Genomic DNA, 24,587 nt, shown 5'->3' with positions numbered 1-24,587 from the left:
CGCGCGGCTTGGCGAGCCCGCTTTGCGCTTATATGCAACACAGTGGTGACCCGCCAGCTGTGGCAAGCGATGCAGCCTTGCAGGGATGGACGAATCGATTGAATTGAGTATTGCATCGGGAAAATCGGAGGGTCAAACGCTTCCCTGAAACAGGGGGAAGTTTCATGGGATTTACTAAACAGGGTGGTCAGCGTGCGGACCAGCTATGCGTGGCGAGTGGAACTGGGTGTTGGGCCGGTGCGTGTGCGGATGTGATCGAGTGCTGCGGGCTATCGTCCAGTGACTATCAAGCCGGGCGCGGTGTTTTTTTTCGTTGCGAGGGGATCGTCTGGCGTGCGCGCTCGTCAAGCGCGGTCGTATGGGCACTGGCGTTTTCCCGGATGGTGCTGCCGTGCCGGGCGATGAGGAGCGAGCTTACTTCTCGTTTGGATTTAGGCTTGGTGAGTTTTTTCAATATTGAAAGTGATTTCGTGCTCATGGTGAAATTCTCTTGTAGAACATATAGCGTGCCAGTTGCAGCCAGCTTGCCGAATTGGCGCGCAGATCGAACGATAAGTCGACGCTTTGTCCATGCATGCGCCATTGGCTGCGCCCTTGCTCTGTCGCCACCAGTTCGCTGATGTTCTTGCAGTGGCGGTAAGGCGGAGCCAGCTTTGCCAAGGTGGCTGCGGGGATGGGCGCATCGAATCCCATCGTCGCCCATACATAGTATCCCCACAGCGGATTTTTCTCCAGCCTGAATGTCGTCGCATCGCCAATGGCCGATACCTCGATGTGGGTGATCGGAATCCGCTGCTGCGAAGCAAATTGCGTGTACCCGAGCCCAGCGCGTCACTACGTCAGGCGCCGCTGTGGACAGGCAATTCAATATCAGCGGTTGCAAGCTGGTGCTGTCGCGCGCTCCAGCTCCCCCAGCCACTGCATCGCATATTCGCGGCTGCTCCCGCACATCTCTTCCGATGGCTGCAAGCCGCCGCAAAACGCCGGCCGTTCCGGCTGGCCGAAAATGCGGCACAGATTGTTCTCGCCCAGCTGCACGCACCTTACCCCTGCGGGTTTCCCGTCCGGCATGCCGGGAATCGGACTGGTGATCGAGGGGGCGGTGCAGCAGGCGCCGCAATTGTCACGGCAATTCATGCCATCTCATTTCTTTGGGTAAGGGATACGTCTCTCAAGTATACACGCCATCAAATCATAGGATGTCGTACAACTACTCCGGTTGTATAATATAACCATGACATCTACCTTCACTGCCCAGACTCTGCCGCCACCGCGCAAGAAACACCGCACCCTCGCCCAGGGCGTGGTCGAGCACATCACGGGCAGCATCCAGCAGGGCGTGCTCAAGCCCGGCGACAAGCTGCCGACCGAATCGGCCATCATGGAGCAGCATGGCGTAAGCCGCACCGTGGTGCGCGAAGCCATTTCACACCTGCAGGCGGCCGGCTGGGCGCAGACCCGGCACGGCATCGGCACCTTCGTCATCGAGCGCAGCAAAGCGGGCCTGGCGATCAATGCCGAGAGCATCGTCACCGTCATGGATGTACTGGCGATGCTCGAACTGCGCATCAGCATGGAGGCCGAAGCGGCCTGGCTGGCAGCGGCGCGCCGCAGCGAAGCCCAGGTGGCCGAACTGGCCAAGGTGCTCGGCGCCATGCAGCGCAGCGTGGCGCGCGGCAGCCCCGCCGTTGACGCCGATGTGCAATTCCACCTGCTGATCGCGCAGTCCACCGGCAACCGCTATTTCGTCGACATTCTCAGCCAGCTGGGCACCGCCATCATCCCGCGCGCCCGCGTCAACATGCCGCAGCTGGGGCATGACGATCCGGCCGTCTACCTGGAACGGGTCAACCGCGAGCACGAAGATATCTTCAACGCGATCCTGCGCAAGGACCCGGAAGCGGCGCGCGCCGCCATGCGCACCCACCTGAGCAACAGCCGCGAGCGCCTGCGCCAGGCGCAGCAGCAACTGGAGTCGAACGGCGCCTGACGGCCCGGCCGCTCCACCCGCTCCGCCCGCACGCGCGCCACCCTTCCCGGCGCGCGCGCTCTTCCTGTCTCCCTGCCGTTTCGGCTTCCCTGTTTCGCACCGTCCCCAGCGCCACCCGCGGCGCCGCCAGCCGTCTCAACGTTGTGCTTGCTTATGTCCATGACTAGTTGTACGATGACGTATCACTAGCGCCAAACAACCCGTCTATCTCTGGAGCCCTCATGAATCCGCAAGAACTCAAACAAATCCTGTCGTCCGGCCTGCTGTCGTTTCCATTGACCGACTTTGACGACCAGGGCAATTTCAACGCGCTCACCTACGCCGAGCGCCTCGAATGGCTCGCTCCGTACGGCGCCAGCGCCCTGTTCGCAGCCGGCGGCACCGGTGAGTTCTTCTCCCTGACCCCAACCGAATACTCGGACGTGATCCGCACCGCGGTCGATACCTGCCGCGGCAAAGTGCCGATCCTGGCCGGCGCCGGCGGCCCGACCCGCACCGCGATCGCCCTGGCCCAGGAAGCCGAGCGCCTCGGCGCCCACGGCATCCTGCTGCTGCCGCACTATCTGACCGAAGCGAGCCAGGATGGCCTGATCGCGCACGTTGAAGCGGTGTGCGCCTCGGTCAAGTTCGGCGTCGTCGTCTACAACCGCGGCCAGTGCCGCCTGACCGCCGACTCGCTCGAAAAGCTGGCCGCGCGCTGCCCTAACCTGATCGGCTTCAAGGACGGCATCGGCGACATCGAACTGATGGTGCAAATCTGGCGCCGCATGGGCGACCGCTTCAGCTACCTGGGCGGCCTGCCGACCGCGGAAGTCTACGCCGCCGCCTACAAGGCACTGGGCACCCCGGTGTACTCGTCGGCGGTATTTAACTTCATGCCGAAAATGGCGATGGACTTCTACCACGCGATTGCCGCCGACGACCACGCCACCACCAACCGCCTGCTGGACCAGTTCTTCCTGCCTTACCTGGAAATCCGCAACCGCAAGGCCGGCTACGCAGTGAGCATCGTCAAGGCCGGCGCGCGCCTGGTTGGCCACTCGGCCGGTCCCGTACGCGCTCCGCTGACCGACATGACGGCAGAAGAAGACGCGATGCTGCTCAAACTGATCACCGCCCAGGGCGCCCAATAATCCCGCGACAGGAACAGCATATGAACATCAATGGAGAAATGGTCATCGGTCAACGCACCGTGCGCGGCACGGCCGGCGTGGTGCGCGCGATCGACCCGTCGCGCAACGACTCGATGGGGCCGGACTTCGGCCTGGCCACCGAGGCCGACGTCGACGCCGCCTGCGACCTGGCGCAAAGCGCCTTCGACGCATACCGCAACACCACCCTGGAACAGCGCGCGGTCTTCCTGGAGACCATCGCCGAAGGCATCGTCAAACTCGGCCCGGCGCTGATCGAACGCGCCGCGCTGGAAACCGGCCTGCCGACGGCGCGCCTGGAAGGGGAACGTGGCCGCACCGTCAATCAACTGCGCCTGTTCGCCAAGGTCGCGCGTGACGGCTACTTCATCGACGCCACCATCGATTCGGCCCTGCCCGAGCGCGTGCCGCCCCGTCCCGATCTGCGCCTGCGCAAGATCCCTCTGGGACCCGTGGCCGTCTTCGGCGCCAGTAACTTCCCGCTGGCGTTCTCGGTCGGCGGGGGCGACACCGCGTCGGCGCTGGCCGCCGGCTGCCCGGTCGTGGTCAAGGCGCATGGCGCCCACCTCGGCACCTCGGAACTGGTCGGCAAGGTCATTGCCCAAGCGGTGGCCGATTGCAAGCTGCCCGAAGGCGTGTTTTCGATGCTGTTCGGCGAAGGCCGCCAGATCGGCCAGCGCCTGGTCGACCATCCGGCCATCAAGGCGGTCGGCTTCACCGGCTCGCGCCAGGGCGGCCTGGCGCTGATGCGCACCGCCGCATTGCGTGCCGAACCGATTCCCGTGTACGCCGAAATGAGCAGCATCAATCCGGTGTTCCTGCTGCCGGCCGCCTTATCAAACGACCGCGCCGCCGTGGCGCAAGGCTTCGTCGATTCGCTGACCCTGGGTGTGGGCCAGTTCTGCACCAACCCGGGCCTGGTCATGGGCCTGCAGGGCGACCACTTCGACCAGTTCGTCGAAGCGGCTGCCGGCGCGCTGCAAGCCAAGGGCGCCGGCACCATGCTTACCCCGGGCATCCACAAGGCCTACCTGGGCGGCGTGGAACAGCTCTCCGCCATCGCCGGCGTGACCCTGGTCGCCAAGGGTAAACCTGACGGCGCCGGCTGCGCGGCGCAAGCCTCGCTGTACGTGTGCGACGCGGCCACCTATCTGTCCACACCAGCGCTGGAGTCCGAAATCTTCGGGCCGTGCGCCTTGCTGGTACGCTGCCGCGATGCGCAGCAGATGCAGCAGGTCGCCGAACACCTGGAAGGCCAGCTGACCGCCACCGTGCACGCCCTGGCCGCCGACCGCGCCCACGCCGCGGCGCTGCTGCCGGTACTGGAACGCAAAGCGGGCCGCATCCTGTTCAACGGCTACCCGACCGGTGTCGAAGTGGCGCATGCGATGGTCCATGGCGGCCCGTTCCCGGCCACCTCCGACAGCCGCAGCACCTCGGTTGGCGCATCGGCCATCGACCGCTTCCTGCGGCCCGTGTGCTACCAGAATGTGCCGGCGGACTTGCTTCCGGACGCACTCGCCGACAATAATCCTCTTGGCCTGACCCGCCTTGTCGACGGAGGCATGCAGCTCCCGCGGTAAAAGCTGGTTGCGCCGCCGGAGAGCCGGGTGTGGAGACACCTGCCGGCGGCGCTGTTTCTAAAAACAACCATAAAGAAGCGAGCGATGAACCAGCAAAGCATAGACAACGTCAAAGACAAGGTCAGAGACGACGTCAGAGACAACGCCGTAAGCAACGTCATAGGCAAATACCGGTGGACGATTTGCGCCCTCCTGTTTTTCGCCACTACCATCAATTATCTGGACCGCCAGGTCCTCAGTCTCCTTGCCACCGACCTGTCGAAGCAATTCGGCTGGTCGAATACCGATTACGCCAACATCACGGCGGCCTTCCAGTTCGTGTACGCGTTCTCGATGCTGTTCGCCGGCCGCGTGATCGACAAGCTCGGTACCAAGCGCGCCTTCGTGATTGCCATTACCATCTGGTCGCTCGGCGCCATCATGCACGCGTTTGCGATTGGCATTGGCGAAGGCCTCAACGGCATCCTGGCCAGCCTTGGCATGACGGTGGTTCCGGTGTCGATCGCCGGCTTCATGATGTCGCGCGCGGTGCTGGCGCTGGGCGAAGCGGGCAACTTCCCCGCTGCCATCAAGGCCACCGCCGAATACTTCCCCAAGAAGGAACGGTCGTTTGCCACCGGTATCTTCAACTCCGGCGCCAATGTCGGTGCCATCCTGGCGCCGCTCACCGTGCCGCTGATCGCCGCCGCGTGGGGCTGGCAGATGGCGTTCATCATCATCGGCGCCATCGGCTTTTTCTGGATGGTCCTGTGGACGATGTTCTACGATACCCCGGCGAAGCAGGCGCGCATGGGCAAGGCGGAACTGGACTACATCAACAGCGATTGCGCGGTGGTTCCCGAACCGGCGGCCGGCGTGGCCAGGCCGAAGACGTCCTGGTTCAAGCTGCTCGGCTATCGCCAGACCTGGGCCTTCGCGCTCGGTAAATTCATGACCGACGGCGTGTGGTGGTTTTTCCTTTTCTGGCTGCCGAAATACCTGTCCACGACCTATGGCTTGAAAGGCACCGACATCATCGTGCCGTTGGCGGTCCTGTACAGCATGACCATGGTGGGCAGTATCGGCGGCGGCTGGTTCCCCACCTACTTCATCAACCGCGGCGACAATCCCTACGACGGGCGCATGAAAGCCATGCTGTGCATCGCCTTCATTCCGCTGGTGGTGATGCTGGCGCAACCGTTCGGCTACATCAGCTTCTGGGTACCGGTGATCCTGATCGGCATCGGCGCGTCGGCCCACCAGGCCTGGTCGGCAAACATCTTCACCACCGTCTCCGACATGTTCCCGAAACATAGCGTCGGCTCGGTGGTGGGCATCGGCGGGATGGCCGGCGGCATGGGCGGCGTGCTGCTCACCAAGCTCGGTGGCTGGCTGTTTGACTATTATGGCGGCGTGGGCCAGATCAGCACCGGCTACATGATCATGTTCTCGATCTGCGCGCTGGCTTACCTGGCCGCATGGACCATGATGAAAACCCTGGTGCCGCGCTACCGCGAAATCACCGATCTGTAAGGGCATGATGAGCAAGCAAGCCAAGGTTGAACGAGTCACGGAGGTCATCTGCGCGGTGGGCGAAAGCCCGCTGTGGAACGCGTGCGAGGGCGCCTGGTACTGGGTCGACATTCCTGCCCGGCGCATCTGGCGTCTCGATCCGGCGTCGGGCGCGGTGCGCAGCTGGGAGTGCCCCGAAATGGTGGCTTGCATCGCCCTGACCGACAGCGGCGTTCTCATCGCCGGCATGGAAACCGGCGTGTTCACCGTCGCGCTGGGCGAGGGCTACCTGGCCAAGGCCACCTTCCTGGCAGCGCCGCCCGAGCTGGCGCCGGGCATGCGCTTCAACGACGGCCGCTGCGACCGCCAGGGGCGCTTCTGGAGCGGCATCATGTGCCTCGACATGGCCGAAGCGCGCTCCGATGGCCATCTGTACCGCTACACCTGCGAAGAAGGCATCTCGGCGCCGGTGGTATCGGACCTGATCGTGCAGAACGGCCTCGGTTTTTCGCCGGACGGGCGCACCATGTACCTGTCCGACTCGCACGGCTCGCGCCAGAGAATCTGGGCCTTCGACTACGACACCGACAGCGGCATGCCGCACAGCCAGCGCGTGTTCGTCGACATGAACGTCCATCGCGGCCGTCCGGACGGCGCGGCGGTCGACGTCGACGGCTGCTACTGGACCTGCGGGAACGATGGCGGCTGCCTGCTGCGCTTCACGCCAGAGGGCACCTTGGATCGCACCATCGAGCTGCCGATGCTCAAGCCGTCGATGTGCGCTTTTGGGGGCGCCGCCATGGATACCTTGCTGGTCACCTCGATTGCGGCCGGCAAGGCCCCGGACGACCAAACAGCCGGCACGCTGGTGCTGGTGCGTCCGGGTGTGCAGGGCATGCCCGAAACGCCTTTTCGCGACTGAGGGCGCACAGGGTTCAGCGTGCAAGCACCAGGGCTTTCGCGCGCGGCCGCTGCGCCGCTGCGGCCGGATCGACGACGAAAAACTCGACCACTTGCGCCAGCCGCAATGCCTCGCCCTTCATCGTTTGCGCGGCGGTGGCGGCTTCCTCGACCAGGGTGGCGTTCTGCTGGGTTACCTGGTCGAGCTGGGCGACGGCGCGGTTGATCTGGTCGATGCCGATCGCCTGCTCCTGGGTGGCCGCCGAGATCTCGTCGATGACCTTGTTTGCCTTGACGATCGCGCCGACCACCGCATGCATGGTGTCGCCGGCGTTGCGTGCCAGTTGCGTGCCGTAGGAAACCTGTTCCAGCGATTCGTTGATCAGTTGCTTGATCTCTTTCGCCGCCGCGCCGGAGCGCTGCGCCAGGGTGCGCACTTCGCTGGCGACCACCGCAAAGCCGCGTCCATGTTCGCCGGCACGGGCGGCTTCGACCGCCGCATTCAATGCCAGGATATTGGTCTGGAACGCGATGCCGTCGACGACGCTGGTGATATCGGCGATGCGCTTGGCCGACGCCGAAATGGCGTCCATCTTGGCCACCACTTGCTCGACGGCGCTGCCACCGAGCCTGGCAGTGTCCGAGGCATCCCGCGAGAGCACCTGTGCGTTCAAGGCATTTTCCGCGTTATGGCGCACGCTGGCATTCATCTGCTCCATCGACGACGCAGTCTCTTCCAGCGCGGCAGCCTGCTGCTCCGTACGGCCCGACAATTCCATGTTGCCGTCGGCGACGTCGGTCGAGATCGCGCTGATGGCGTCCGTGCCCGAGCGCACTTCGGTCACTACCGATGCCAGGCGGTCTGTCATGCTCTGCAAGGACGCCAGCAAGCGGCCGCTTTCGTCGCGGGAGCTCACTTCCACCCTGCCGGTCAGGTCGCCCGATCCCACCGTTTCGACGGCCCGCAATGCATTCCCGAAGGGCAGCACGACCAGCCTTTTGACGATAAGGTACAGCATCGCTGTCACAATCAGGACCATCAACAAGCCCATCCCGGCAGCCTGGTTGCGCTGGCGCGTGGCAGCGGCGGTGACGTCATCGAGATACGCGTCGCCGACGATCAGCATCTGCCAGTCCTTGACGGTGCTGAACGCGGCGATGTGCACGCGCGCGTCCGCGCCCGTCGTCCCCGGCTCGGTGTAGCGCAGCACGCCGTTGGCCTGGGCCAGCATGGTCTGCACGTAGGCCTGGCCCGCACTATCGCGCGCCGCGAGCAGGTTTTCGCCTTCGTGCTGACGGTGCGCCAGCGCCGTGCCGAGGTCTTTCCCGGGCCGCGCGCTGAGCACATAAAACCCGCCGTCGTTGCCCAGTTTGATCGACTTGATGCCTTCGCCGATCAGGCGCATGGAATCGGTGAAATTGATGCCCACATACAGTACCCCGATCACTTTCTTGGCTGCGTCGACGATCGGCGTGTAGCGCGTCATGTACTGGCCGCCGAACAGGCTGGCCGAGCCGGCGTAGCTTTGCCCGTCCAGCAGCAGCTGGTAGGCTGGGTGAGCGTGATCCAGCGCGGTGCCGATGGCACGCTTGCCATCTTCCTTTTTATGCGACGTCGTAACGCGGATAAAGTCATCGCCCTGCCTGGCGAAAATCGTCGCGTAGGCGCCGGTTTGCGCCGTGAACGCATCCGGGATCGCGAAGTCAAGGTTGATGGCCTTGCCGGCCAGTGTCAACACCGGCACCTGTTTGCCGGCCACCTCCACCATGGCGGCAGGATCGACGGCGAATTGACCACGCAGGGAGTCCGCGAATACTTTGGTGTAAGCGGCGACCTGGGTACGCAGGCTTTGATCGAGCACTTCCACGGTGGTTCTGAAAAGACGGCTTTTTTCAGTCACATGCAGCACCGCTTCCTCTTCCGCGTGGCGTTGACTGGCCGCGTTGGTGAGCGCGACAAAAATGCTGAAGAGCCCGCCGACGGCGACAAACATGGCGGCAGCGACCTTGGTGCCGATTCTGGCGTTTGAGAATGCGAAAGTTTTCATGAGTGCCTTGTGGGTTTGAGCACTCATATTGCTCCAAAGAATTATTAAGGTCAATCGAATTCATCATATTTATGCGATTTCAGCATTTTCGATAAATTCATCGATTTTTACCGCAATAATTTCTCGTGGGATATAATTGCTGCGATGACAGCCGCTCACCCACACCTTGCCGCCCCTATAGACGCGATCCTGACCACGCGCCAGGCCGCCCATGAACTTGGCGTGAGCATCAGTACCGCCCAGTTATGGATGGAGAGTGGGGCGCTCGCCTCATGGAAAACGCCCGGCGGACACCGGCGTTGCCGCCTCAGCGAGGTGGCGCGCCTGCAGAGCAGCGGGCAGGGTGGGGCCACGGCGCCGCGGGCGGAAACCCTGGCGCAGGAATTCATCAAGCCGCTGACGGCGACCTACCCGATGCTGGAATCGGAACAGCTCCGGCTCAAAGCCCTGGCGGCCAGTGGCTTGATCGACAGTCCGCCCGACCCCTTGTTCGACCGGCTGACCTGGCTGGCTTCGCGCATGACAGGATGCCCGATGGCGCTCATGTCCTTGCTGACCTCCGAGCGGCAGTGGTTCAAATCGCGTGTGGGGCTGGAAGCGGCGCAAACGCCGCGAGACGCTGCCTTCTGCAGCCATGCGATCCTGTCGCCCGAGGGCATGGTGATCGAGGACGCATGGGCCGACGAGCGTTTTGCCCGCAACCCTCTGGTGTTGAGCGAACCTTACATCAGGTTTTATGCCGGCATACCTGTCACCGACAGGCAATCGAACCGGCTTGGCACGCTGTGCGTGCTCGATGCCGTACCGCGCCAACTCACCGACGACCAGCACCGCGCCCTGAAGGAATTGGCGGCGCTCGTCAGCGACGAGATTTCTCGCGCAAAGTAGACCGATCGGGATGGACGGCCCGGCCGGCTACTTCGCCTTGCGCGACGACCAGTGAAAATGCAGCACCACCCAGCCGTCGCCCTTTTTCTCCAGCAGCGCCGTCTCGGTTCCCACTGCATTGATCTTCTTGCCCCTGAACGTGCCGCGGCTCTCGGTTTCGTCCAGGATCATGGCGATGCCGCCCTCGATCGACTCCTTGTGGCGCAGCACTCGGCGCGTGGTGGCCCTGGCGAACGCAATGTCGTCCGCCAGGTGATGGTCCGCATATTCGCTGCGCGAGCGCTCCACGTGGCCCGCTTCGTAAATCACCGCATCGGGGCTCAGGAGCGCCATCGCGCGCGCCTGGTCGCCCGCTTGCAGGGCGGCGTGGAAGGCCGCCAGGGTTTCGCCTGGTGTCGCCGCACGGGTATGCAGTGACGCCAGTCCGAGGACGGCAAGCAGAACGAATGGGCGCATCGGCTTCTCTCAGTCGTTGAAAGCAAGGTCAGTGTGCATGATTTTTGCCTGGTTTGGTCACTTGCAGCACCTGCTCGCCCGGTTTTGCCGCCATCCTGCCGGCGTCCGGCGCGCGCACCGGCTCCGGCCTGGCAATGCCGCCTTCCTTCCATTCGTAGGCCAGGGTGCCGGGCGGATGCTGGTACCAGCCCGGGTCCTTGTAGTCGCCCCGCGCCAGTCCTTTGCGCACCTTCATCGTGGTGAACATGCCGCCCATGCCGATGCCGCCGAACGGGCCGCTCCCGGTCATCATCGGCAGTGTGTTGTCCGGCAGCGGCATTTCCATCTCGGCCATGCCGGCCATGCCCTTGTCACCCATGACCATATAGCCCGGTACCAGCTTGTTGATCTTGCCGAGCACCTCGCGCTGGTCGACCCCGATCAGGGTCGGCACGTCGTGGCCCATGGCGTTCATGGTGTGGTGCGATTTGTGGCAATGCAGGGACCAGTCGCCCGCTTCGCTGGCGATGAACTCGATCGCGCGCATCTGGCCGACCGCGATATCGGTGGTCACTTCCGGCCAGCGCGCCGCCGGCGGGACCCATCCGCCATCGGTCCCGGTGACCACGAATTCGTGCCCGTGCATGTGGATCGGGTGGTTGGTCATGGTCAGGTTGCCGACCCGGATGCGCACCTTGTCGTTCTGCGCGATCACCAGCGGGTCGATGCCGGGAAAGGCGCGACTGTTGAAGGTCCACAGGTTAAAGTCGAGCATCGTGTTGACCTTGGGCGTGTAGCTGCCGGGGTCGATGTCGTACGCGCCCAGCAGGAAGCAGAAGTCGCGGTCGACCCGCATGAAGTTGTGGTCCTTGGGGTGGGTGATCCAGAAACCCATCATCCCCATCGCCATCTGCGTCATTTCGTCGGCGTGCGGGTGGTACATGAAGGTGCCGGGCCGCTTGGCCACGAATTCGTAGACGAAGGTCTTGCTCGGGTCGATGCCGGGCTGGGTCAGGCCGGTCACCCCATCCATGCCGTTGGGCAGGCGCTGGCCGTGCCAGTGCACGCTGGTGTGCTCGGGCAGTTTGTTGGTAACAAAAATGCGTACCCGGTCGCCTTCCACCACTTCGATGGTCGGTCCCGGCGACTGGCCGTTGTATCCCCACAGATTGGCTTTCATGCCGGGCGCGATTTCGCGCACCACCGGTTCGGCCACCAGGTGGAATTCCTTGACGCCGTCCTTCATCCGCCACGGCAAAGTCCAGCCGTTGAGGGTGACCACCGGGTTGTACGGGCGGCCGTTGGGCGGGTTCAGGGGCGGCTGGGTCGATGCCTTGTCCATGACGACCGCTTCCGGCAGCGAGGCGGCGCCGGCGCGCGACACCAGCGCGGTGCTGACGGCAACCGCGCCCGCGCCAGTGAAGAAATTTCTACGTGAGACCATGTTCAATGTCCTTTCATTGTTGGACCGGCGCGGGGCCGGTCAGCGCGGCTTGCAGGGCGGCGTCGGCGATCCAGTAGTCGCGCTGCGCTTCGATGGCGGCGTTGACGCTGACGACCTGTTCGCGCGCGTCGGCCAGCAGTTCGAAGACGCTGATCAGCATCCCGTTGTAGCGCAGCAGCTGTTCGTCGGCGATGCGTTTTTTGAGCGGAACCACTTCGTCGCGGTAGTGGCGCGCCAGGTCGTAGGCGGTGCGGTAGGCGCCATAGCTTTCGCGCACCTGCGAGCGCGCGTCAATGGCGGCGCCGGCGGCGCGGTGCACGGCCTGCATGTACAGCGCTTCGGCCCTGGCCACTTTGGTGCCGCCCCAGTCGAACAGGGGAATCTGCAGTTCGATTTCGTAGCCGGTGGCACGCTCGCCCGCTGCGCTGGTGTTGCGCAGGTAGCTCAGGTCGAGCAGGTTGACGAAGCGGGTGGCGCGCGTGAGGCCCAGCGACGAGGCCAGTCCGGCCAGTTCCTTTTGCGCCATCAGCAGGTCGAGCCGGTTGTTCATGGCCTGGGTTTCGGCATCGATCACCTCGCGCGGGGCCGCCGGCAGGTCGGGCAGGCGGTCGGGCAGGGTGAAGGCGCCCGCGCTCGACAGGCCCAGCAGGCGCGTGAGCTTTTCGCGTTCGAAGGTGCGCGTCTGGCGCGCGCGGGCCAGCTGCGCCACCGCATCGGCGTAGAACGCCTGTTCACGCGCGTGCTGCAGTTTGCTCCAGTTGCCGGCCACCGCCATGCGGCGCGCCAGTTCGGCGCTCGCTTCGGCGGCGTTTTTCACCTGTTCCATGTACTCGGCGCTTTGCTGAGCCGCGACCGCGCCGTACCAGGCGCGCCGGGTAGTGTCGGCGGTGCGCAGCACGTCGCCGGCCGCGCGCAATTGCGCCTGTTCGTAGCGGCGCCGTTCGAGTCGCATGGTGACCGGCATGGTCAACAAGCCGATCACGGGCAGCATCAGCTTGCGCTCGATCTCGACGCCGCCGTGGCTTTTCAGGCGGCTGAAGCTGAGCACCGGATTGGCGATGCGGCCGGCCTGCACCAGGTCCGCTTCGGCGATGCCCAGTTCCGCGTAGGCGGCCTGCAGGCCGCGGTTGTTGAGCAGGGCGATGGTCACCGCATCGTCGGCCGACAAAGGCTTGGCCAGCAGCGCGGCGACCTGGCGTTCGACGCTGGCGGCGCCCGGCGCCGTGGCGGGAATGGTGGCGCCGCTACGCTGCTGCGCGAGCTGGCGCACATCGGCGTAGCCGCCGTCGGGCGAGAACGATGCGCAGCCGGCGGCACCGGCGCAGATGGCCGCCAGGGCGATGCGGCGCAGCGGGGTGGATAGTCGTCGCATCGTCATTCCTTGTGCTGGTGGCCGTGGTCCGGCTTGGCCTCGGCCGGCGGCGCGTTCTTTTTCATGGCGCTCATGTCGTGGCCCGCATGCGGATCGTCGTCCGTTGCCAGATCCGGTTTTTTCATGGCGCTCATGTCGTGACCCATGGGGCCTTGTGCCTTGCGCAGCTGGTCGTTGGTGTCCTTCCAGGATGCCGCTTGCGGCTCCTGGTAGGCGCGGTACCCGGCAAAGGCCGAGTCGTAGGCGGGTGGTGCGGCGCTCGTTTGCGCCAGCGCCGGCGCGGCGCAAGCAAGCAGCAGCCATATCGGGCGAAGGGAATTCATGACAACCTCAATCGTGTTGGTTAAAAGACCTTGGTCCGCGCACGGACCAAGGGCATTCAGGCGATCGGGCAATGAGGGGGACGTTCCAGGCCGCCCGGGATATGCGCCGTCGCGTGCATGGCGGCGTAGGCAATCGCTTCGGATGCGGGCGCTCGCCCATCGGCCAGCGCGGCAAAGGCCGGGGCGATGGCCATGCCCACGCAGCAGAATGCACAGTTACTGCACTTGGCGGGGCGGTCCGGCTTGTGGCAATGGCCTTCGTCGATGCCGGCGGCGACCTGGCTGGCGACCGGCGTCCTGGCCGCCTCGCACAGCGCCGACGATGCCGCCGCGAAGCCCTGCAAGGGTAGCGCGAGCAGCAACAGCCAGACCAGCAATGTTCTGAAGGACTTCATGGGTAAAGTCTAGCACATGGAAATTCGGGGCCGCGCCGCTGCTTAACGTGCCACTGTCGCAGGGTAGCCGGCATTGGCGAGGCTGGTGACGATCCGTTCCTGCGCCGCTGTCGTGTTCAACTCGACCGTGCGGGCCGGCATGTCGAATGCGATGACGGCATCCTGGTCGAGCTCTTTGACGGTCTTGGTAATGACGCCTGCGCAATGGCCGCAGCTCATGTCGGGGATACTCAGCTTGATCATGGCGGAACTCCTGTTGGTGAAGGTGACAGTGCCATTGTCGACGTTCCCACCGTGGGAAGGTCAAGCCGTTTTTTCGCTTGACTTTACTATAATGGGAAGCTTGATCATGGTGGTATGCGTTCTTAAAGGAGCAAGAAATGACGACCACGACAATGCGGAACCAGCAGGCTGCGTTCGAAACCTCGCTCGACGTCGGCGGCATGACGTGCGCCTCGTGCGCCGGACGGGTCGAAAAAGCGTTGCGCGCGGTGCCGGGCGTGCAGGGCGCCACCGTCAACCTGGCGACCGAAAAGGTGCTGGTCACGGGCCAGCTCGACCCCGCGCTGCTGATTGCCGCCGTCGAGCGCGCCGGTTACACGGCCAGCGCCTCTGCCGGGGCAGCGCCACCACCGGCGCCAACACGCGCTCTGTCCGAGCCGGTGGAGATCGCGATCGCCGCCGCCCTCACCATACCCTTGATCGCGCCCATGCTGCTGGCTGCGGCCGGGATCGAGTCGATGCTGCCGGCCTGGGTGCAATTTCTGCTGGCCACACCAGTGCAGTTCTGGATCGGCGCGCGCTTTTACCGTTCCGCATGGAAGGCATTGCTGGCCAGAAGCGGAAACATGGATTTGCTGGTCGCGCTCGGCACCTCGGCCGCGTATGGACTGAGCCTGTACCAGTGGCTGGGCCAGCCGCGGCATCACGGGGCGCACCTGTATTTCGAGGCGGCCGCCGTGGTAATCACCCTCGTGCGCCTCGGCAAATGGCTGGAAACGCGCGCCAAGCGCCAGACCACCGAAGCGATCCGCGCCCTGCAATCGCTGCGCCCGGAAACGGCGCGCGTGCGCCGCAACGGGGTCGAGAGCGACATGCCGATCGCCCGGCTCAAGGTCGGCGACGAGGTTGTGATCCGCCCCGGCGAGCGCATTCCCATGGATGGCGAAGTCGTCGAAGGCGCGAGTCACGCCGACGAATCGATGCTGACCGGTGAAAGCCTGCCAGTGAGCAAGGGTGTGGGGTCGCGCGTCATCGGCGGCGCGGTCAATGGCGAGGGCGTGCTGGTCGCCCGTGCCACCGCCATCGGCACCGAAACCGTGCTGGCACGCATCATCCGCGCGGTCGAAGATGCGCAGGCGGCCAAGGCGCCGATCCAGCGCCTGGTGGACAAGGTCAGCGCCGTGTTCGTGCCGGCCATCGTTGTCATCGCGCTGGTCACGTTCTTTGGCTGGTGGCTGGCCAACGGCGACTGGAGCGCGGCGCTGCTCAACGCGGTGGCGGTGCTGGTCATCGCCTGCCCCTGCGCGCTGGGGCTGGCCACGCCGACGGCGATCATGGCAGGCACCGGCGTTGCCGCCAAGTACGGCATTCTGATCAAGGATGCCGAGGCGCTCGAACTCTTGCATGGCGTCACTGTGGTGGCCTTCGACAAGACCGGCACCCTGACCGCAGGCAAGCCGCGCCTGACCGCGACCGTGGCGGCGCAGGGCGATGAGCAAGCCTTGCTGGCGCTGGCGGCCGCCGTGCAGCACGGCAGCGAGCATCCGCTGGCGCGCGCCGTGGGGGATGCGGCGCGGGCGGCGGGCATCGCGCCGGCGCCGGCTACCGGTACGCGCGCCCTGGCTGGCCTTGGTGTGAGCGCCACGGTGGATGGCCGCGAGCTGTTGCTGGGCAATGCTGCGCTGATGCGCCAGCACGGGATCGACATCGCCGCCTTGGCCGCGCAAGGGCAGGTGCACGAAGAGGCTGGCGAAACGGTTTCGTGGCTGGCCGAAGCAGGGGCAGCCCCGCGCGTGCTCGGCATGCTGGCCTTTGGCGATGCGCTCAAGCCGGAAAGCAGGGAAGCGATCGAGCGCCTGCATGCGGCCGGCATCCGCACGGTGATGCTCAGCGGCGACAATCCGGGCAGCGCGCGCCACATTGCGGGCCAGCTCGGCATCGACGAGGTGCACGCGCAGGTGCTACCCGAGGGCAAGGCAGCGATCATCGCGGCCCTGCGCGCCAAGGGCGAGCGGGTGGCGATGGTGGGCGACGGCATCAACGATGCGCCGGCCCTGGCGGCGGCCGATATCGGCGTGGCCATGGGCAGCGGCACCGACGTGGCGATGCACACGGCCGGCGTGACCTTGATGCGGGGCGATCCGCGCCTGCTGGTCGATGCCATCGATATTTCGCGCCGCACCTACGGCAAGATCCGCCAGAATCTGTTCTGGGCCTTTGTGTTCAATGTGATCGGGGTGCCGCTGGCGGCGTTCGGCATGCTCAATCCCATGATCGCGGGGGCGGCGATGGCGTTTTCCAGCGTGTCGGTGGTGAGCAATGCCCTGCTGCTCAAGCGCTGGGTGGCGGGAGGGAAAGGATGACGATGATGAATATCGGCGAGACGGCCAAGGCGTCGGGAGTGTCGGCGAAGATGATCCGGCATTACGAATCGATCGGACTGATCGGCGAGGCGCAGCGCACCGATGCCGGCTACCGGGTGTACGGGCCGCAGGATGTGCAGGTGCTGCAATTCATACACCGCAGCCGCGAGCTGGGGTTTTCGCTGGAGCAGATCAAGACCTTGCTGGCCTTGTGGCAGGACAAGCACCGGGCCAGCAAGGATGTGCGCGCGATGGCCAGACAGCATATCGCCGAGCTGGATAAAAAAATCAGCGACATGCAGTCGATGAAGCGCACCCTGGAAAAACTGTCCGGGGCCTGTCACGGCGACGACCGTCCCGACTGCCCGATTCTCGATGATTTGTCGCTCGGTTAAGGCTGTGGCGCACCAGCTGTGCCCAGCCTGGCCGCTGGTGATGCACCGTGTCGCTGTCCGAGAGCGGGGGGCTGTCTTGCCGGTCCTGGGGGCGTCAGAAGAACTTCGCTTTTAACAAGGCATTTGCAAAGATCATGATTTCGATGGCAAGGTCGTGCCAATGCGATACCGGGACCGCCTTGCTGATCTGGCGCAACTCGATCGGGACCAGCGGCACCTCAACATTCGGATCTTCCTGGTCCAGCTCATTGAACTGGCCCATGCTTTCCGAGTCCTTGATGAAGGCTTCCGTCCCCACGCCGTGCTTCAAGCCCAATATGGAAAGCGCATCGTGGCCGGCACGAATACTGTCCACCCATACTCTCAGCGTCGGCCCCAGCGTGGTTTTACCGAATTCCACCTTGGCGCCCTTGTGGCCGAACATGGGGGCGTCCTCGCCGATGCCGGAGGCGGCCGCTACGTTGGACGTGTTGAAGAAGACTTGCACTTCCTCGGGCAGTTCGGCGAGCAGGGCGCTGAAATTTACACGGCTCATCATGGGTGCGACCATTTTGGTATAGCCGTACCCGCCGCGTCCCGCCACATTCGCGGTGCGTATGTAGCTCGCGGCCAAAGCGATGATGCCTTCAAGCTTGCGCCAGGTCGACTCGTCCTTGATGAGCGGGCGCGCTTCACGCAAGCCTGCCACGAGCTTGACGGTGGCATGGTGCGCCGATACCAGCGGCGGCTCCGCGCCGTTTTGTGCGGATGCCAGTTTGACTTGCTTCGCCGCACCGGTATTGGCGCCAACGGTGATTTGCTGGGACGCCACCAGGTGCAATGCGGAGATGATGCGGTCCAAGGGAATGCCGATCGTTGTTTGCGGCGCGGCCGTGATTATCCCCGCGTCCCCGGTGGCGGACATGGATTCAAGAAGCGATCCTTTGTTGACGGCCATTGCGGCAAGCGGCCTTGCTTCGCTGGCTTTCAACTGCTCTTTCCCATCCTCGACCTCATCTTCATACTTGGACTCCAGAAGGAAGCCGAGTCGCTCCCGCTGTTCGTCCGACACTTTTCCTTCTATCTGAGAAAGCATGGTCGCCCAATGGACGATTTCCCCGAGCACTTGATTGACATCGTCGTAATCGTTGAGTGGCTTGGTGACGAATTCAAGGTCGCCGGCGTCACATTCAATATGCCAGTTGTCTCTTGTCAGGAGCGCTGTCTTGAATGGCGGCGTCTCGTCGTTCTTGTCTTTTAATCTGATGTTGGTTTGAAATTCAAACCCGACACGCCGTTGAACCGGCTGCTGTTGCGAGATGCCGACATGGCCAGCTTGCCGCGCCGGCGTCGATAATTGCGCCGGTGTCATCGCGTCCCCCAGGTTGCTCGCCATGGCTCCCATGCGGTCGGCTTCGGATTCGAGACCGGGGTTGTCGTTGACCGGCGCGCCAGCGTATTGCGCGGTGGCTTGTACCCGACCTTGCTGTTGCTGAACGACGTGCCAGGCTTCATGCGGCAAATGGCGTTCCTGACCTGGCGCCACATGAATGTCGCTGCCCTGCGCATAAGCGTGGGCATGTAATTGCGCTGGCTTGGACGAGTTGTAGTGCACTTTCACATGATCCATGCTCATGCCGGATAATGACTCAACGCCGCTTTTAAGCCGCTCGGGCAAGCCCGTACCGTTTGTGTTCGGCGCGGGCACTTCCTTCAATTGCGCAGGCGTTGATACAGACGCCTGAGGATTGGCAGGCGCCGCCATCGCCCGCATGCGCTGTACACGCGAACTGCGGTCGATCATGGCTTGCAAGCACCGTTGCGCTACCGCCTGCGGGCGCTTGTCCTCAAACGAGGCTGGGGGGGCGCCGACCAATGGAGCTGCCTGAGAGGCGGCGCTGGCCTGTTGCTTTTTTTCTTGTTCGGACGATGCCGGCATCTGGGTTTGCATGTGCGTGGAAACCTCTAATAGCTTTGAACAAAAAGGTAGCGGCTGTCTTAACGACCTTGTCAGCTTGATTCAATGACCTTGCGAATCAGGGCACGAGCGCAGGCGCCTCGGGCCGGCCGGGCTACGCTGTTGGCCGGGGAAACAATTTCTCCATCCGCCAGGCATCCATACCATCCTCATAATACTCCTCATACTCCCCGAACACCCGATAGCTATTGTTCGTAAACAGCCCGATCGACGCCACGTTATCCTTGCGAATCTCCAGATACAGCGCCGTGCATCCGCGTGCCAGTGCCGCCTGTTCCGCCGCCCGCACCAGTCCCGCCGCCACGCCGCGGCCTTTCCACGCCGCCGCCGTGGCAATGGTGTACACCCGTGCCCGCGTCGTATTCGCGCGAAACAGCAAGGTCAGGTAGCCACGTATCTCGCCCGCCGCCGCGTCGATCAGGGTCACCGAATTTCCTTGCGACAGAAGATGCCGGAAACTGCGCCGGCTGACCCGGTCGCCGCTGAAGCTCGCTTCTTCGATCGCCGCCAGCATCGCCACATCCTCCATCGACGCGTTGCGAATCATCGCCGTCTCATGCTTTCCCACCGCTACTCCCTTGGCTTCCTTGAAGCGTGCATTTTTACATTTCTTTTACGGCAGCGCCCTAACTCTTTAGAAATTTTTTACGGCCGGGCCGATACGATTTGCCGTCTCTCCGTTTCCCATCACAGCAAAGAAAGAAGCACCATGAAGATTGCCATTCTCGCAGCCCTGCTGTCGGTGTCCGCGCAGGCAGCATCGGCCGCGGACGACTTCAGTCTTAACGCGGCCCTCACCAGCGACTATCGCTATCGCGGCATCTCGCAAACCCGCCTCCAGCCGGCGTTGCAGGGCGGGGCCGACCTGGTGCACAAGCCGTCCGGCTGGTACGCGGGCGCCTGGGCCTCGACCATCACCTGGACCGGCGACGCCGGCGGCGGCGGCAAGGTCGAACTCGACCTCTATGGCGGCAAGCGCGGCGAACTGGCGCCCGGCATCGCTTACGACGCCGGCGTGCTGACCTATGTCTACCCATCCAACAAGCTCGGCCACATAGCCGGCTTCGCCAACGCCAACACCACCGAGGTCTACGGCCAGCTCGGGTACGGCGTCGCCCTGGTCAAGTATTCCCACGCGCTCAGCAACCTGTTCGGCTACGTCGACAGCCAACATAGCGGCTACCTCGACCTGGCCGCCAATCCCGCCCTTGGCAAGGGCCTCGTGCTCAACCTGCACGCCGGGCGCCAGCGCGTGGCCCACCATGGCGCCGCCAGCTACACCGACTACAAGATCGGCATCACCAAGGAGTTCGGCGTGGCAAGCGTGGCGCTGGCAGCGATCGGCACCGACGCCGGCAAAGCCGCCTACGCCTCGCCGGCGAACGGCAAATTCCTCGGCAAACGCGCGCTGCTGCTGACCGTCGGCACGACCTTTTAATGCCGGCGTTTACGCTTTGTTTACACCTGCGCGGCAACTCTTTACACCGTTTTTAGACGCTTGCCGATACGCTCATCAATAACAAAACCAATTCGTTCGAGGGTGATATGGACTTGATTTTCATTGGAGCGATCCTGCTCTTTTTCGGCCTCAGCTGCGCTCTCGCGGCCGGCTGCGCCTCACTGGGGGAGAAAAAATAATGGCCCTCATCTATATCGGCGGGCTTGTCGCAGCCGGCCTGCTGGCTTACCTGGCACATGCGCTGCTGAACGCGGAGGATCTGTGATGACCACGCAATCGATGGCGCTGCTGGGCGCCTTTTTGGCCGTACTGCTGGCGCTGGCCTGGCCGCTGGGCCGCCAGTTGGCCAAGGTCGCCGAGGGCGGCGCCGTACCCGGCTTCGGCTGGCTGGCGCCGCTCGAACGGCTGCTGTACCGCGCCGCCGGCGTGTCGCCCGGCGCCGGCATGGGCTGGCAATCGTATGCGCGCGCGCTGCTGGTGTTTAACGGCCTGGGCGCCCTGTTCGTGTACGGCGCGCAGCGCTTGCAGGCCTTCCTGCCGCTCAATCCCCAGGCGCTGGCCAACGTCAGTCCCGATTCCTCGTTCAATACCGCCGTCAGCTTTGTCGCCAACACCAACTGGCAGGGCTACGGCGGCGAACAGACCATGAGCTACCTGACCCAGATGGTGGCGCTGGCGGGCCAGAATTTCTTTTCCGCCGCCACCGGCATGGCCGTCGCCTTCGCCCTGATCCGCGGCTTCAGTGCGCGCTCGGCTACATCGATCGGCAACTTCTGGGCCGATCTCACGCGCTCCACCTTGTACGTGCTGCTGCCGCTGTCGCTGCTGTTCGCCGTGTTCCTGATGGGGCAGGGCGTGGTCCAGAACTTCAACAGCTACCAGGAAGTGCAGCTGCTCGATCCGGTCGCGTACGCGGTCTCCACGCCCGGCGCCGATGGCAAGGCGATCCTTGAAGCGAAGCTCGCCACCACCCAGACCATCGCCATGGGGCCGGTCGCGTCGCAGGAAGCGATCAAGCTGATCGGCACCAACGGCGGCGGCTTCTTCAACGCCAACTCCGCCCATCCCTACGAGAATCCGACCGCGCTGTCGAACTTTGTCCAGATGCTGGCGATTTTCCTCATTCCCGCCGCGCTGTGCTTTACCTTCGGGCGCATGGTGGGCGACCCGCGCCAGGGCTGGGCCGTGCTGGCTGCCATGAGCCTGATCTTCGTGGTCGCCGCTGCGGTGCTCATGAGCGCGGAACAGGCCGTGCACCCGCAACTGGCGGCGCTGGGCGTCGACCAGGGCGCTGGCAGCTTTCAGGCCGGCGGCAATATGGAAGGCAAGGAAGCGCGCTTCGGCATCGCCGCCTCGTCCCTGTTCGCCGCCGTGACCACCGCCGCCTCCTGCGGCGCCGTCAACGCCATGCACGATTCATTCACGCCCATTGGCGGCATGGTGCCGATGCTGCTCATGCAGCTGGGCGAAGTGGTGTTCGGCGGAGTCGGCTCGGGCCTGTACGGAATGCTGGTATTCGCCATCATGGCGGTGTTCATCGCCGGGCTGATGATCGGACGCACGCCGGAATACCTGGGCAAGAAAATTCAGGCCTATGAAATGAAAATGAGCGCGATCGTGATCCTGGTTACGCCGCTGCTGGTGCTGAGCGGGACCGCGCTGGCGGTGATGCTGGACGCGGGCCGGGCCGGCATTTCCAACCCCGGCGCGCACGGCTTCTCGGAGATCCTGTACGCCTTCAGTTCGGCGGCCAACAACAACGGCAGCGCCTTCGCGGGCTTGTCGGCCAATACGCCGTTCTATAACACCATGCTGGCAATTGCCATGTGGTTCGGGCGCTTTGCCGTGATCGTACCGGTGCTGGCGATTGCCGGCGCGCTGGCCGCCAAGCCGCGCCTGCAAGCCAATGCCGGCACCATGCCGACCCACGGCCCGGTCTTCGTCGGCCTGCTGGTGGGCGTGGTCATGCTGGTCGGCGTGCTCAATTACGTCCCGGCGCTGGCGCTCGGCCCCGTTGCCGAGCATTTGCAGCTCTATACCAAATAACTTCACGCGGAGCCCATGATGTCGCAAGCACTCCCGCTGCCACCGGCAGCCACCACCCGCAAGACGCTCACCTTGTTCGATACGGCGCTGATCGGCCCCGCCATCCTCGACGCCGTGCTGAAGCTGGGACCGCGCACGCAGTTGCGCAGCCCCGTCATGTTCGTCGTCTACGTCGGCAGCATCCTCACCACCTTGATGTACTTCCAGGCCGTCGCCGGCAAAGGCGACAGCGGCAGCGGCTTTACCCTGGCGATTGCCATCTGGCTGTGGTTCACCGTGCTGTTCGCGAATTTCGCCGAAGCGCTGGCTGAAGGGCGCAGCAAGGCGCAGGCCGCGTCCTTGCGCGGACTGAAGCAAAGCGTCAGCGCCAAGCAATTGGCCACGCCCAGATACGGTACCACCTGGCTGCCGCTTCCCGGCGCCGATCTGCGCAAGGGCCACACCATCCTGGTCGAAGCGGGCGATGTGATTCCCATCGACGGGGAAGTCATCGAAGGCGTGGCGTCGGTCGATGAAAGCGCCATCACGGGCGAATCGGCGCCGGTCATCCGCGAGTCGGGCGGCGATTTTTCGGCCGTCACCGGCGGCACCCGCGTGCTGTCGGACTGGCTGGTGGTGCGCGTGACGGCCAACCCGGGCGAGACTTTCCTCGACCGCATGATCTCGATGGTCGAAGGCGCCAAGCGCCAGAAGACACCCAACGAAATCGCCCTCACCATCCTGCTGGTGGCCTTGAGTATCGTGTTTTTGGTCGTCACCGTGACCCTGTTGCCGTTTTCGCTGTTCGGCGTGGCCGCCGCCGGCGCCGGCAAACCGGTCGGCGTGACGGTGCTGATCGCGCTGCTGGTGTGCCTGATCCCGACCACCATCGGTGCGCTGCTGTCGTCGATCGGCGTGGCCGGCATGAGCCGCATGATGGGCGCCAACGTGATCGCCACCTCGGGCCGCGCGGTGGAAGCGGCCGGCGACGTTGACGTGCTGCTGCTCGATAAAACCGGCACCATCACCCTGGGCAACCGCCAGGCTGCGGGTTTCTTCCCCGCGCCGGGCGTGAGCGAGCGCGAACTGGCCGACGCGGCGCAACTGGCGTCGCTGGCCGACGAAACCCCGGAAGGGCGCTCGATCGTGGTGCTGGCCAAGCAGCGCTTCGATATCCGCGAACGCGACATGGCCAGTTTGCAGGCCAGCTTCATTCCATTTAGCGCCAACACGCGCATGAGCGGCATCGATGCCGGCGCGCGCCAGGTGCGCAAGGGTGCGGCCGAGTCGGTGAAAAAGCATGTGGAGGCGCTCGGCCTGGCGTATCCGCCCGAGATGGCGCGCACGGTCGACGACGTGGCGCGCCGTGGCAGCACGCCGCTGGTGGTGGCCGACGATGGCCGTGTGATGGGCGTGGTGGAGTTGAAGGATATCGTCAAGGGCGGCATCCGCGAACGCTTCGCCGAGCTGCGCCGCATGGGCATCAAGACCGTGATGATCACCGGCGACAACAGGCTGACCGCCGCCGCGATTGCCGCCGAAGCGGGGGTGGACGATTTCCTGGCCGAGGCCACGCCGGAGGACAAGCTCAAACTGATTCGCGGCTACCAGGCCGAAGGCCGGCTGGTGGCGATGACCGGCGACGGCACCAACGACGCGCCGGCGCTGGCCCAGGCCGACGTGGCGGTGGCCATGAACTCGGGCACCCAGGCCGCCAAGGAGGCCGGCAACATGGTCGACCTGGATTCGAATCCGACCAAGCTGCTCGAAATCGTCGAAATCGGCAAGCAGATGCTGATGACGCGCGGTTCACTCACCACGTTCTCGATCGCGAACGATATCGCCAAGTATTTTGCGATCATTCCGGCGGCCTTCGTGGGCACGTATCCGCAGCTGAAAAGCCTGGACGTGATGCGCCTGGCCAGCCCCGATTCGGCCATCCTGTCGGCGGTAATTTTCAATGCCCTCATCATCGTGGTCCTGATTCCGCTGGCGCTCAAGGGCGTGCCGTACCGGGCCATCGGCGCGGCGGCCCTGCTGCGCCGGAACATCCTCATTTACGGTGGGGGCGGCATCGTGCTGCCGTTCATCGGCATCAAGCTGATCGACATGCTGCTGTCGGCGCTTCACCTGGTCTAGAAAGGAC

The 24,587-nt window shown here is 64.4% G+C and carries 25 protein-coding genes; 12 read left to right on the top strand and 13 right to left on the bottom strand.

Features of this window, described 5'->3' with window-relative positions; all coding sequences use genetic code 11:
- Positions 1-286: 286 nt before the first annotated feature.
- From IV454_RS05000 to IV454_RS04990, 3 genes are all read right to left on the bottom strand, one after another.
- Positions 287-478, bottom strand: coding sequence for a hypothetical protein (locus IV454_RS05000; RefSeq protein ID WP_206090575.1), 192 nt, complete (start codon positions 476-478; stop codon positions 287-289).
- Positions 475-693 (bottom strand): hypothetical protein, encoded by a 219-nt coding sequence (locus IV454_RS04995; RefSeq protein ID WP_206090574.1) that lies wholly within the window; start codon positions 691-693, stop codon positions 475-477. The genes IV454_RS05000 and IV454_RS04995 overlap by 4 nt, the downstream gene beginning before the upstream one ends.
- A 177-nt stretch (positions 694-870) precedes the next feature.
- Positions 871-1,137 (bottom strand): YkgJ family cysteine cluster protein, encoded by a 267-nt coding sequence (locus IV454_RS04990; protein ID WP_206090573.1) that lies wholly within the window; start codon positions 1,135-1,137, stop codon positions 871-873.
- 97 nt (positions 1,138-1,234) lie between these two features.
- Here IV454_RS04990 and IV454_RS04985 point away from each other — a divergent pair, with 97 nt between their 5' ends.
- The 5 genes from IV454_RS04985 (at position 1,235) to IV454_RS04965 (ending at position 7,137) form a co-directional block, all read left to right on the top strand.
- Positions 1,235-1,990 carry a FadR/GntR family transcriptional regulator gene (locus tag IV454_RS04985; RefSeq protein ID WP_206090572.1) on the top strand — a complete coding sequence of 252 codons (756 nt, stop codon included), beginning with the start codon at positions 1,235-1,237 and terminating at the stop codon, positions 1,988-1,990.
- A gap of 221 nt (positions 1,991-2,211) precedes the next feature.
- Positions 2,212-3,123, top strand: coding sequence for a 5-dehydro-4-deoxyglucarate dehydratase (kdgD, locus tag IV454_RS04980; RefSeq protein WP_206090571.1), 912 nt, complete (start codon positions 2,212-2,214; stop codon positions 3,121-3,123).
- Positions 3,124-3,143: 20 nt separating this feature from the next.
- On the top strand, positions 3,144-4,724 hold the full coding sequence (locus IV454_RS04975; protein WP_206090570.1) for an aldehyde dehydrogenase (NADP(+)): 1,581 nt from the start codon (positions 3,144-3,146) through the stop codon (positions 4,722-4,724).
- A gap of 84 nt (positions 4,725-4,808) precedes the next feature.
- A complete protein-coding gene (locus IV454_RS04970; protein ID WP_206090569.1) occupies positions 4,809-6,236 on the top strand; it encodes an MFS transporter in 1,428 nt (475 codons plus the stop codon).
- Between the two features lie 7 nt (positions 6,237-6,243).
- Positions 6,244-7,137 carry an SMP-30/gluconolactonase/LRE family protein gene (locus IV454_RS04965; protein WP_206092556.1) on the top strand — a complete coding sequence of 298 codons (894 nt, stop codon included), beginning with the start codon at positions 6,244-6,246 and terminating at the stop codon, positions 7,135-7,137.
- A gap of 13 nt (positions 7,138-7,150) precedes the next feature.
- Here IV454_RS04965 and IV454_RS04960 read toward each other — a convergent pair whose 3' ends face one another.
- Both IV454_RS04960 and IV454_RS04955 read right to left on the bottom strand, forming a co-directional pair.
- Positions 7,151-9,163: a methyl-accepting chemotaxis protein gene (locus tag IV454_RS04960; protein ID WP_206090568.1), complete on the bottom strand. Its 2,013-nt coding sequence runs from the start codon at positions 9,161-9,163 to the stop codon at positions 7,151-7,153.
- 69 nt (positions 9,164-9,232) lie between these two features.
- Complete coding sequence (locus tag IV454_RS04955) at positions 9,233-9,376, bottom strand: hypothetical protein (protein WP_206092944.1); 144 nt, start codon at positions 9,374-9,376, stop codon at positions 9,233-9,235.
- Between the two features lie 9 nt (positions 9,377-9,385).
- Between IV454_RS04955 and IV454_RS04950 the strand changes: the two genes are divergently transcribed.
- Positions 9,386-10,051: a GAF domain-containing protein gene (locus IV454_RS04950; protein ID WP_229522069.1), complete on the top strand. Its 666-nt coding sequence runs from the start codon at positions 9,386-9,388 to the stop codon at positions 10,049-10,051.
- A gap of 27 nt (positions 10,052-10,078) precedes the next feature.
- Here the strand turns inward: IV454_RS04950 and IV454_RS04945 are convergent, their stop codons facing one another.
- The 6 genes from IV454_RS04945 to IV454_RS04920 are packed head-to-tail and all read right to left on the bottom strand — an operon-like array spanning position 10,079 to position 14,263.
- Positions 10,079-10,507, bottom strand: coding sequence for a YybH family protein (locus tag IV454_RS04945; protein WP_206090566.1), 429 nt, complete (start codon positions 10,505-10,507; stop codon positions 10,079-10,081).
- A 28-nt stretch (positions 10,508-10,535) separates the two neighbouring features.
- Positions 10,536-11,930: a multicopper oxidase family protein gene (locus tag IV454_RS04940; protein ID WP_206090565.1), complete on the bottom strand. Its 1,395-nt coding sequence runs from the start codon at positions 11,928-11,930 to the stop codon at positions 10,536-10,538.
- Between the two features lie 13 nt (positions 11,931-11,943).
- The gene (locus IV454_RS04935) at positions 11,944-13,302 is read right to left on the bottom strand and encodes a TolC family protein (protein ID WP_206090564.1); all 1,359 of its coding nucleotides are present in this window, start codon (positions 13,300-13,302) and stop codon (positions 11,944-11,946) included.
- 2 nt (positions 13,303-13,304) lie between these two features.
- Positions 13,305-13,625, bottom strand: a complete 321-nt coding sequence (locus IV454_RS04930) for a hypothetical protein (protein WP_206090563.1) — start codon at positions 13,623-13,625, stop codon at positions 13,305-13,307.
- A 56-nt stretch (positions 13,626-13,681) separates the two neighbouring features.
- Positions 13,682-14,020: a hypothetical protein gene (locus tag IV454_RS04925; RefSeq protein ID WP_206090562.1), complete on the bottom strand. Its 339-nt coding sequence runs from the start codon at positions 14,018-14,020 to the stop codon at positions 13,682-13,684.
- Between the two features lie 42 nt (positions 14,021-14,062).
- Positions 14,063-14,263, bottom strand: a complete 201-nt coding sequence (locus IV454_RS04920) for a heavy-metal-associated domain-containing protein (RefSeq protein ID WP_054264909.1) — start codon at positions 14,261-14,263, stop codon at positions 14,063-14,065.
- Positions 14,264-14,400: 137 nt separating this feature from the next.
- Here IV454_RS04920 and IV454_RS04915 point away from each other — a divergent pair, with 137 nt between their 5' ends.
- Both IV454_RS04915 and cueR read left to right on the top strand, forming a co-directional pair.
- A complete protein-coding gene (locus IV454_RS04915) occupies positions 14,401-16,605 on the top strand; it encodes a heavy metal translocating P-type ATPase (RefSeq protein WP_206090561.1) in 2,205 nt (734 codons plus the stop codon).
- Between the two features lie 5 nt (positions 16,606-16,610).
- Entirely contained in the window at positions 16,611-17,000 is a 390-nt protein-coding gene (gene cueR / locus IV454_RS04910) for a Cu(I)-responsive transcriptional regulator (protein WP_206092555.1), read from the top strand.
- A gap of 94 nt (positions 17,001-17,094) precedes the next feature.
- Here cueR and IV454_RS04905 read toward each other — a convergent pair whose 3' ends face one another.
- Together IV454_RS04905 and IV454_RS04900 are read right to left on the bottom strand one after the other, a co-directional pair.
- Positions 17,095-18,930 (bottom strand): eCIS core domain-containing protein, encoded by a 1,836-nt coding sequence (locus tag IV454_RS04905; protein WP_229522068.1) that lies wholly within the window; start codon positions 18,928-18,930, stop codon positions 17,095-17,097.
- Positions 18,931-19,051: 121 nt separating this feature from the next.
- The gene (locus tag IV454_RS04900) at positions 19,052-19,504 is read right to left on the bottom strand and encodes a GNAT family N-acetyltransferase (RefSeq protein ID WP_206090560.1); all 453 of its coding nucleotides are present in this window, start codon (positions 19,502-19,504) and stop codon (positions 19,052-19,054) included.
- Between the two features lie 162 nt (positions 19,505-19,666).
- Between IV454_RS04900 and IV454_RS04895 the strand changes: the two genes are divergently transcribed.
- The 4 genes from IV454_RS04895 to kdpB all read left to right on the top strand — a co-directional run bounded on the left by IV454_RS04895 (position 19,667) and on the right by kdpB (position 24,580).
- Positions 19,667-20,395, top strand: a complete 729-nt coding sequence (locus IV454_RS04895) for a TorF family putative porin (protein ID WP_206090559.1) — start codon at positions 19,667-19,669, stop codon at positions 20,393-20,395.
- Between the two features lie 199 nt (positions 20,396-20,594).
- Positions 20,595-20,681 carry a potassium-transporting ATPase subunit F gene (locus tag IV454_RS33485; protein ID WP_082692272.1) on the top strand — a complete coding sequence of 29 codons (87 nt, stop codon included), beginning with the start codon at positions 20,595-20,597 and terminating at the stop codon, positions 20,679-20,681.
- The gene (gene kdpA / locus IV454_RS04885) at positions 20,681-22,462 is read left to right on the top strand and encodes a potassium-transporting ATPase subunit KdpA (protein ID WP_206090558.1); all 1,782 of its coding nucleotides are present in this window, start codon (positions 20,681-20,683) and stop codon (positions 22,460-22,462) included. The genes IV454_RS33485 and kdpA overlap by 1 nt, the downstream gene beginning before the upstream one ends.
- A gap of 18 nt (positions 22,463-22,480) precedes the next feature.
- Entirely contained in the window at positions 22,481-24,580 is a 2,100-nt protein-coding gene (gene kdpB / locus IV454_RS04880; RefSeq protein WP_206090557.1) for a potassium-transporting ATPase subunit KdpB, read from the top strand.
- The last annotated feature ends 7 nt before the right edge of the window (positions 24,581-24,587 follow it).

The organism is Massilia antarctica (genome assembly GCF_015689335.1).
Lineage (GTDB): Bacteria > Pseudomonadota > Gammaproteobacteria > Burkholderiales > Burkholderiaceae_D > Telluria_A > Telluria_A antarctica.
This window is presented reverse-complemented; position numbering and strand designations above follow the sequence as displayed.

What these genes read in the sequence shown, in the direction of transcription:
- IV454_RS04915 (WP_206090561.1), top strand. Translation starts at nt 14,401, where the DNA reads ATGACGACCACGACAATGCGGAACCAGCAGGCTGCGTTCGAAACCTCG.
- IV454_RS04935 (WP_206090564.1), bottom strand. Translation starts at nt 13,302, where the DNA reads ATGCGACGACTATCCACCCCGCTGCGCCGCATCGCCCTGGCGGCCATC.
- cueR (WP_206092555.1), top strand. Translation starts at nt 16,611, where the DNA reads ATGAATATCGGCGAGACGGCCAAGGCGTCGGGAGTGTCGGCGAAGATG.
- kdgD (WP_206090571.1), top strand. Translation starts at nt 2,212, where the DNA reads ATGAATCCGCAAGAACTCAAACAAATCCTGTCGTCCGGCCTGCTGTCG.
- IV454_RS04925 (WP_206090562.1), bottom strand. Translation starts at nt 14,020, where the DNA reads ATGAAGTCCTTCAGAACATTGCTGGTCTGGCTGTTGCTGCTCGCGCTA.
- IV454_RS04895 (WP_206090559.1), top strand. Translation starts at nt 19,667, where the DNA reads ATGAAGATTGCCATTCTCGCAGCCCTGCTGTCGGTGTCCGCGCAGGCA.
- IV454_RS05000 (WP_206090575.1), bottom strand. Translation starts at nt 478, where the DNA reads ATGAGCACGAAATCACTTTCAATATTGAAAAAACTCACCAAGCCTAAA.
- IV454_RS04955 (WP_206092944.1), bottom strand. Translation starts at nt 9,376, where the DNA reads ATGGGCGGCCTGGCGCGTGGTCAGGATCGCGTCTATAGGGGCGGCAAG.
- IV454_RS04965 (WP_206092556.1), top strand. Translation starts at nt 6,244, where the DNA reads ATGAGCAAGCAAGCCAAGGTTGAACGAGTCACGGAGGTCATCTGCGCG.
- IV454_RS04945 (WP_206090566.1), bottom strand. Translation starts at nt 10,507, where the DNA reads ATGCGCCCATTCGTTCTGCTTGCCGTCCTCGGACTGGCGTCACTGCAT.
- IV454_RS04930 (WP_206090563.1), bottom strand. Translation starts at nt 13,625, where the DNA reads ATGAATTCCCTTCGCCCGATATGGCTGCTGCTTGCTTGCGCCGCGCCG.
- IV454_RS04975 (WP_206090570.1), top strand. Translation starts at nt 3,144, where the DNA reads ATGAACATCAATGGAGAAATGGTCATCGGTCAACGCACCGTGCGCGGC.
- IV454_RS04905 (WP_229522068.1), bottom strand. Translation starts at nt 18,930, where the DNA reads ATGCAAACCCAGATGCCGGCATCGTCCGAACAAGAAAAAAAGCAACAG.
- IV454_RS33485 (WP_082692272.1), top strand. Translation starts at nt 20,595, where the DNA reads ATGGCCCTCATCTATATCGGCGGGCTTGTCGCAGCCGGCCTGCTGGCT.
- IV454_RS04995 (WP_206090574.1), bottom strand. Translation starts at nt 693, where the DNA reads ATGGGATTCGATGCGCCCATCCCCGCAGCCACCTTGGCAAAGCTGGCT.
- IV454_RS04940 (WP_206090565.1), bottom strand. Translation starts at nt 11,930, where the DNA reads ATGGTCTCACGTAGAAATTTCTTCACTGGCGCGGGCGCGGTTGCCGTC.
- IV454_RS04970 (WP_206090569.1), top strand. Translation starts at nt 4,809, where the DNA reads ATGAACCAGCAAAGCATAGACAACGTCAAAGACAAGGTCAGAGACGAC.
- IV454_RS04985 (WP_206090572.1), top strand. Translation starts at nt 1,235, where the DNA reads ATGACATCTACCTTCACTGCCCAGACTCTGCCGCCACCGCGCAAGAAA.
- IV454_RS04920 (WP_054264909.1), bottom strand. Translation starts at nt 14,263, where the DNA reads ATGATCAAGCTGAGTATCCCCGACATGAGCTGCGGCCATTGCGCAGGC.
- IV454_RS04960 (WP_206090568.1), bottom strand. Translation starts at nt 9,163, where the DNA reads ATGAAAACTTTCGCATTCTCAAACGCCAGAATCGGCACCAAGGTCGCT.
- kdpA (WP_206090558.1), top strand. Translation starts at nt 20,681, where the DNA reads ATGACCACGCAATCGATGGCGCTGCTGGGCGCCTTTTTGGCCGTACTG.
- kdpB (WP_206090557.1), top strand. Translation starts at nt 22,481, where the DNA reads ATGTCGCAAGCACTCCCGCTGCCACCGGCAGCCACCACCCGCAAGACG.
- IV454_RS04990 (WP_206090573.1), bottom strand. Translation starts at nt 1,137, where the DNA reads ATGAATTGCCGTGACAATTGCGGCGCCTGCTGCACCGCCCCCTCGATC.
- IV454_RS04900 (WP_206090560.1), bottom strand. Translation starts at nt 19,504, where the DNA reads ATGATTCGCAACGCGTCGATGGAGGATGTGGCGATGCTGGCGGCGATC.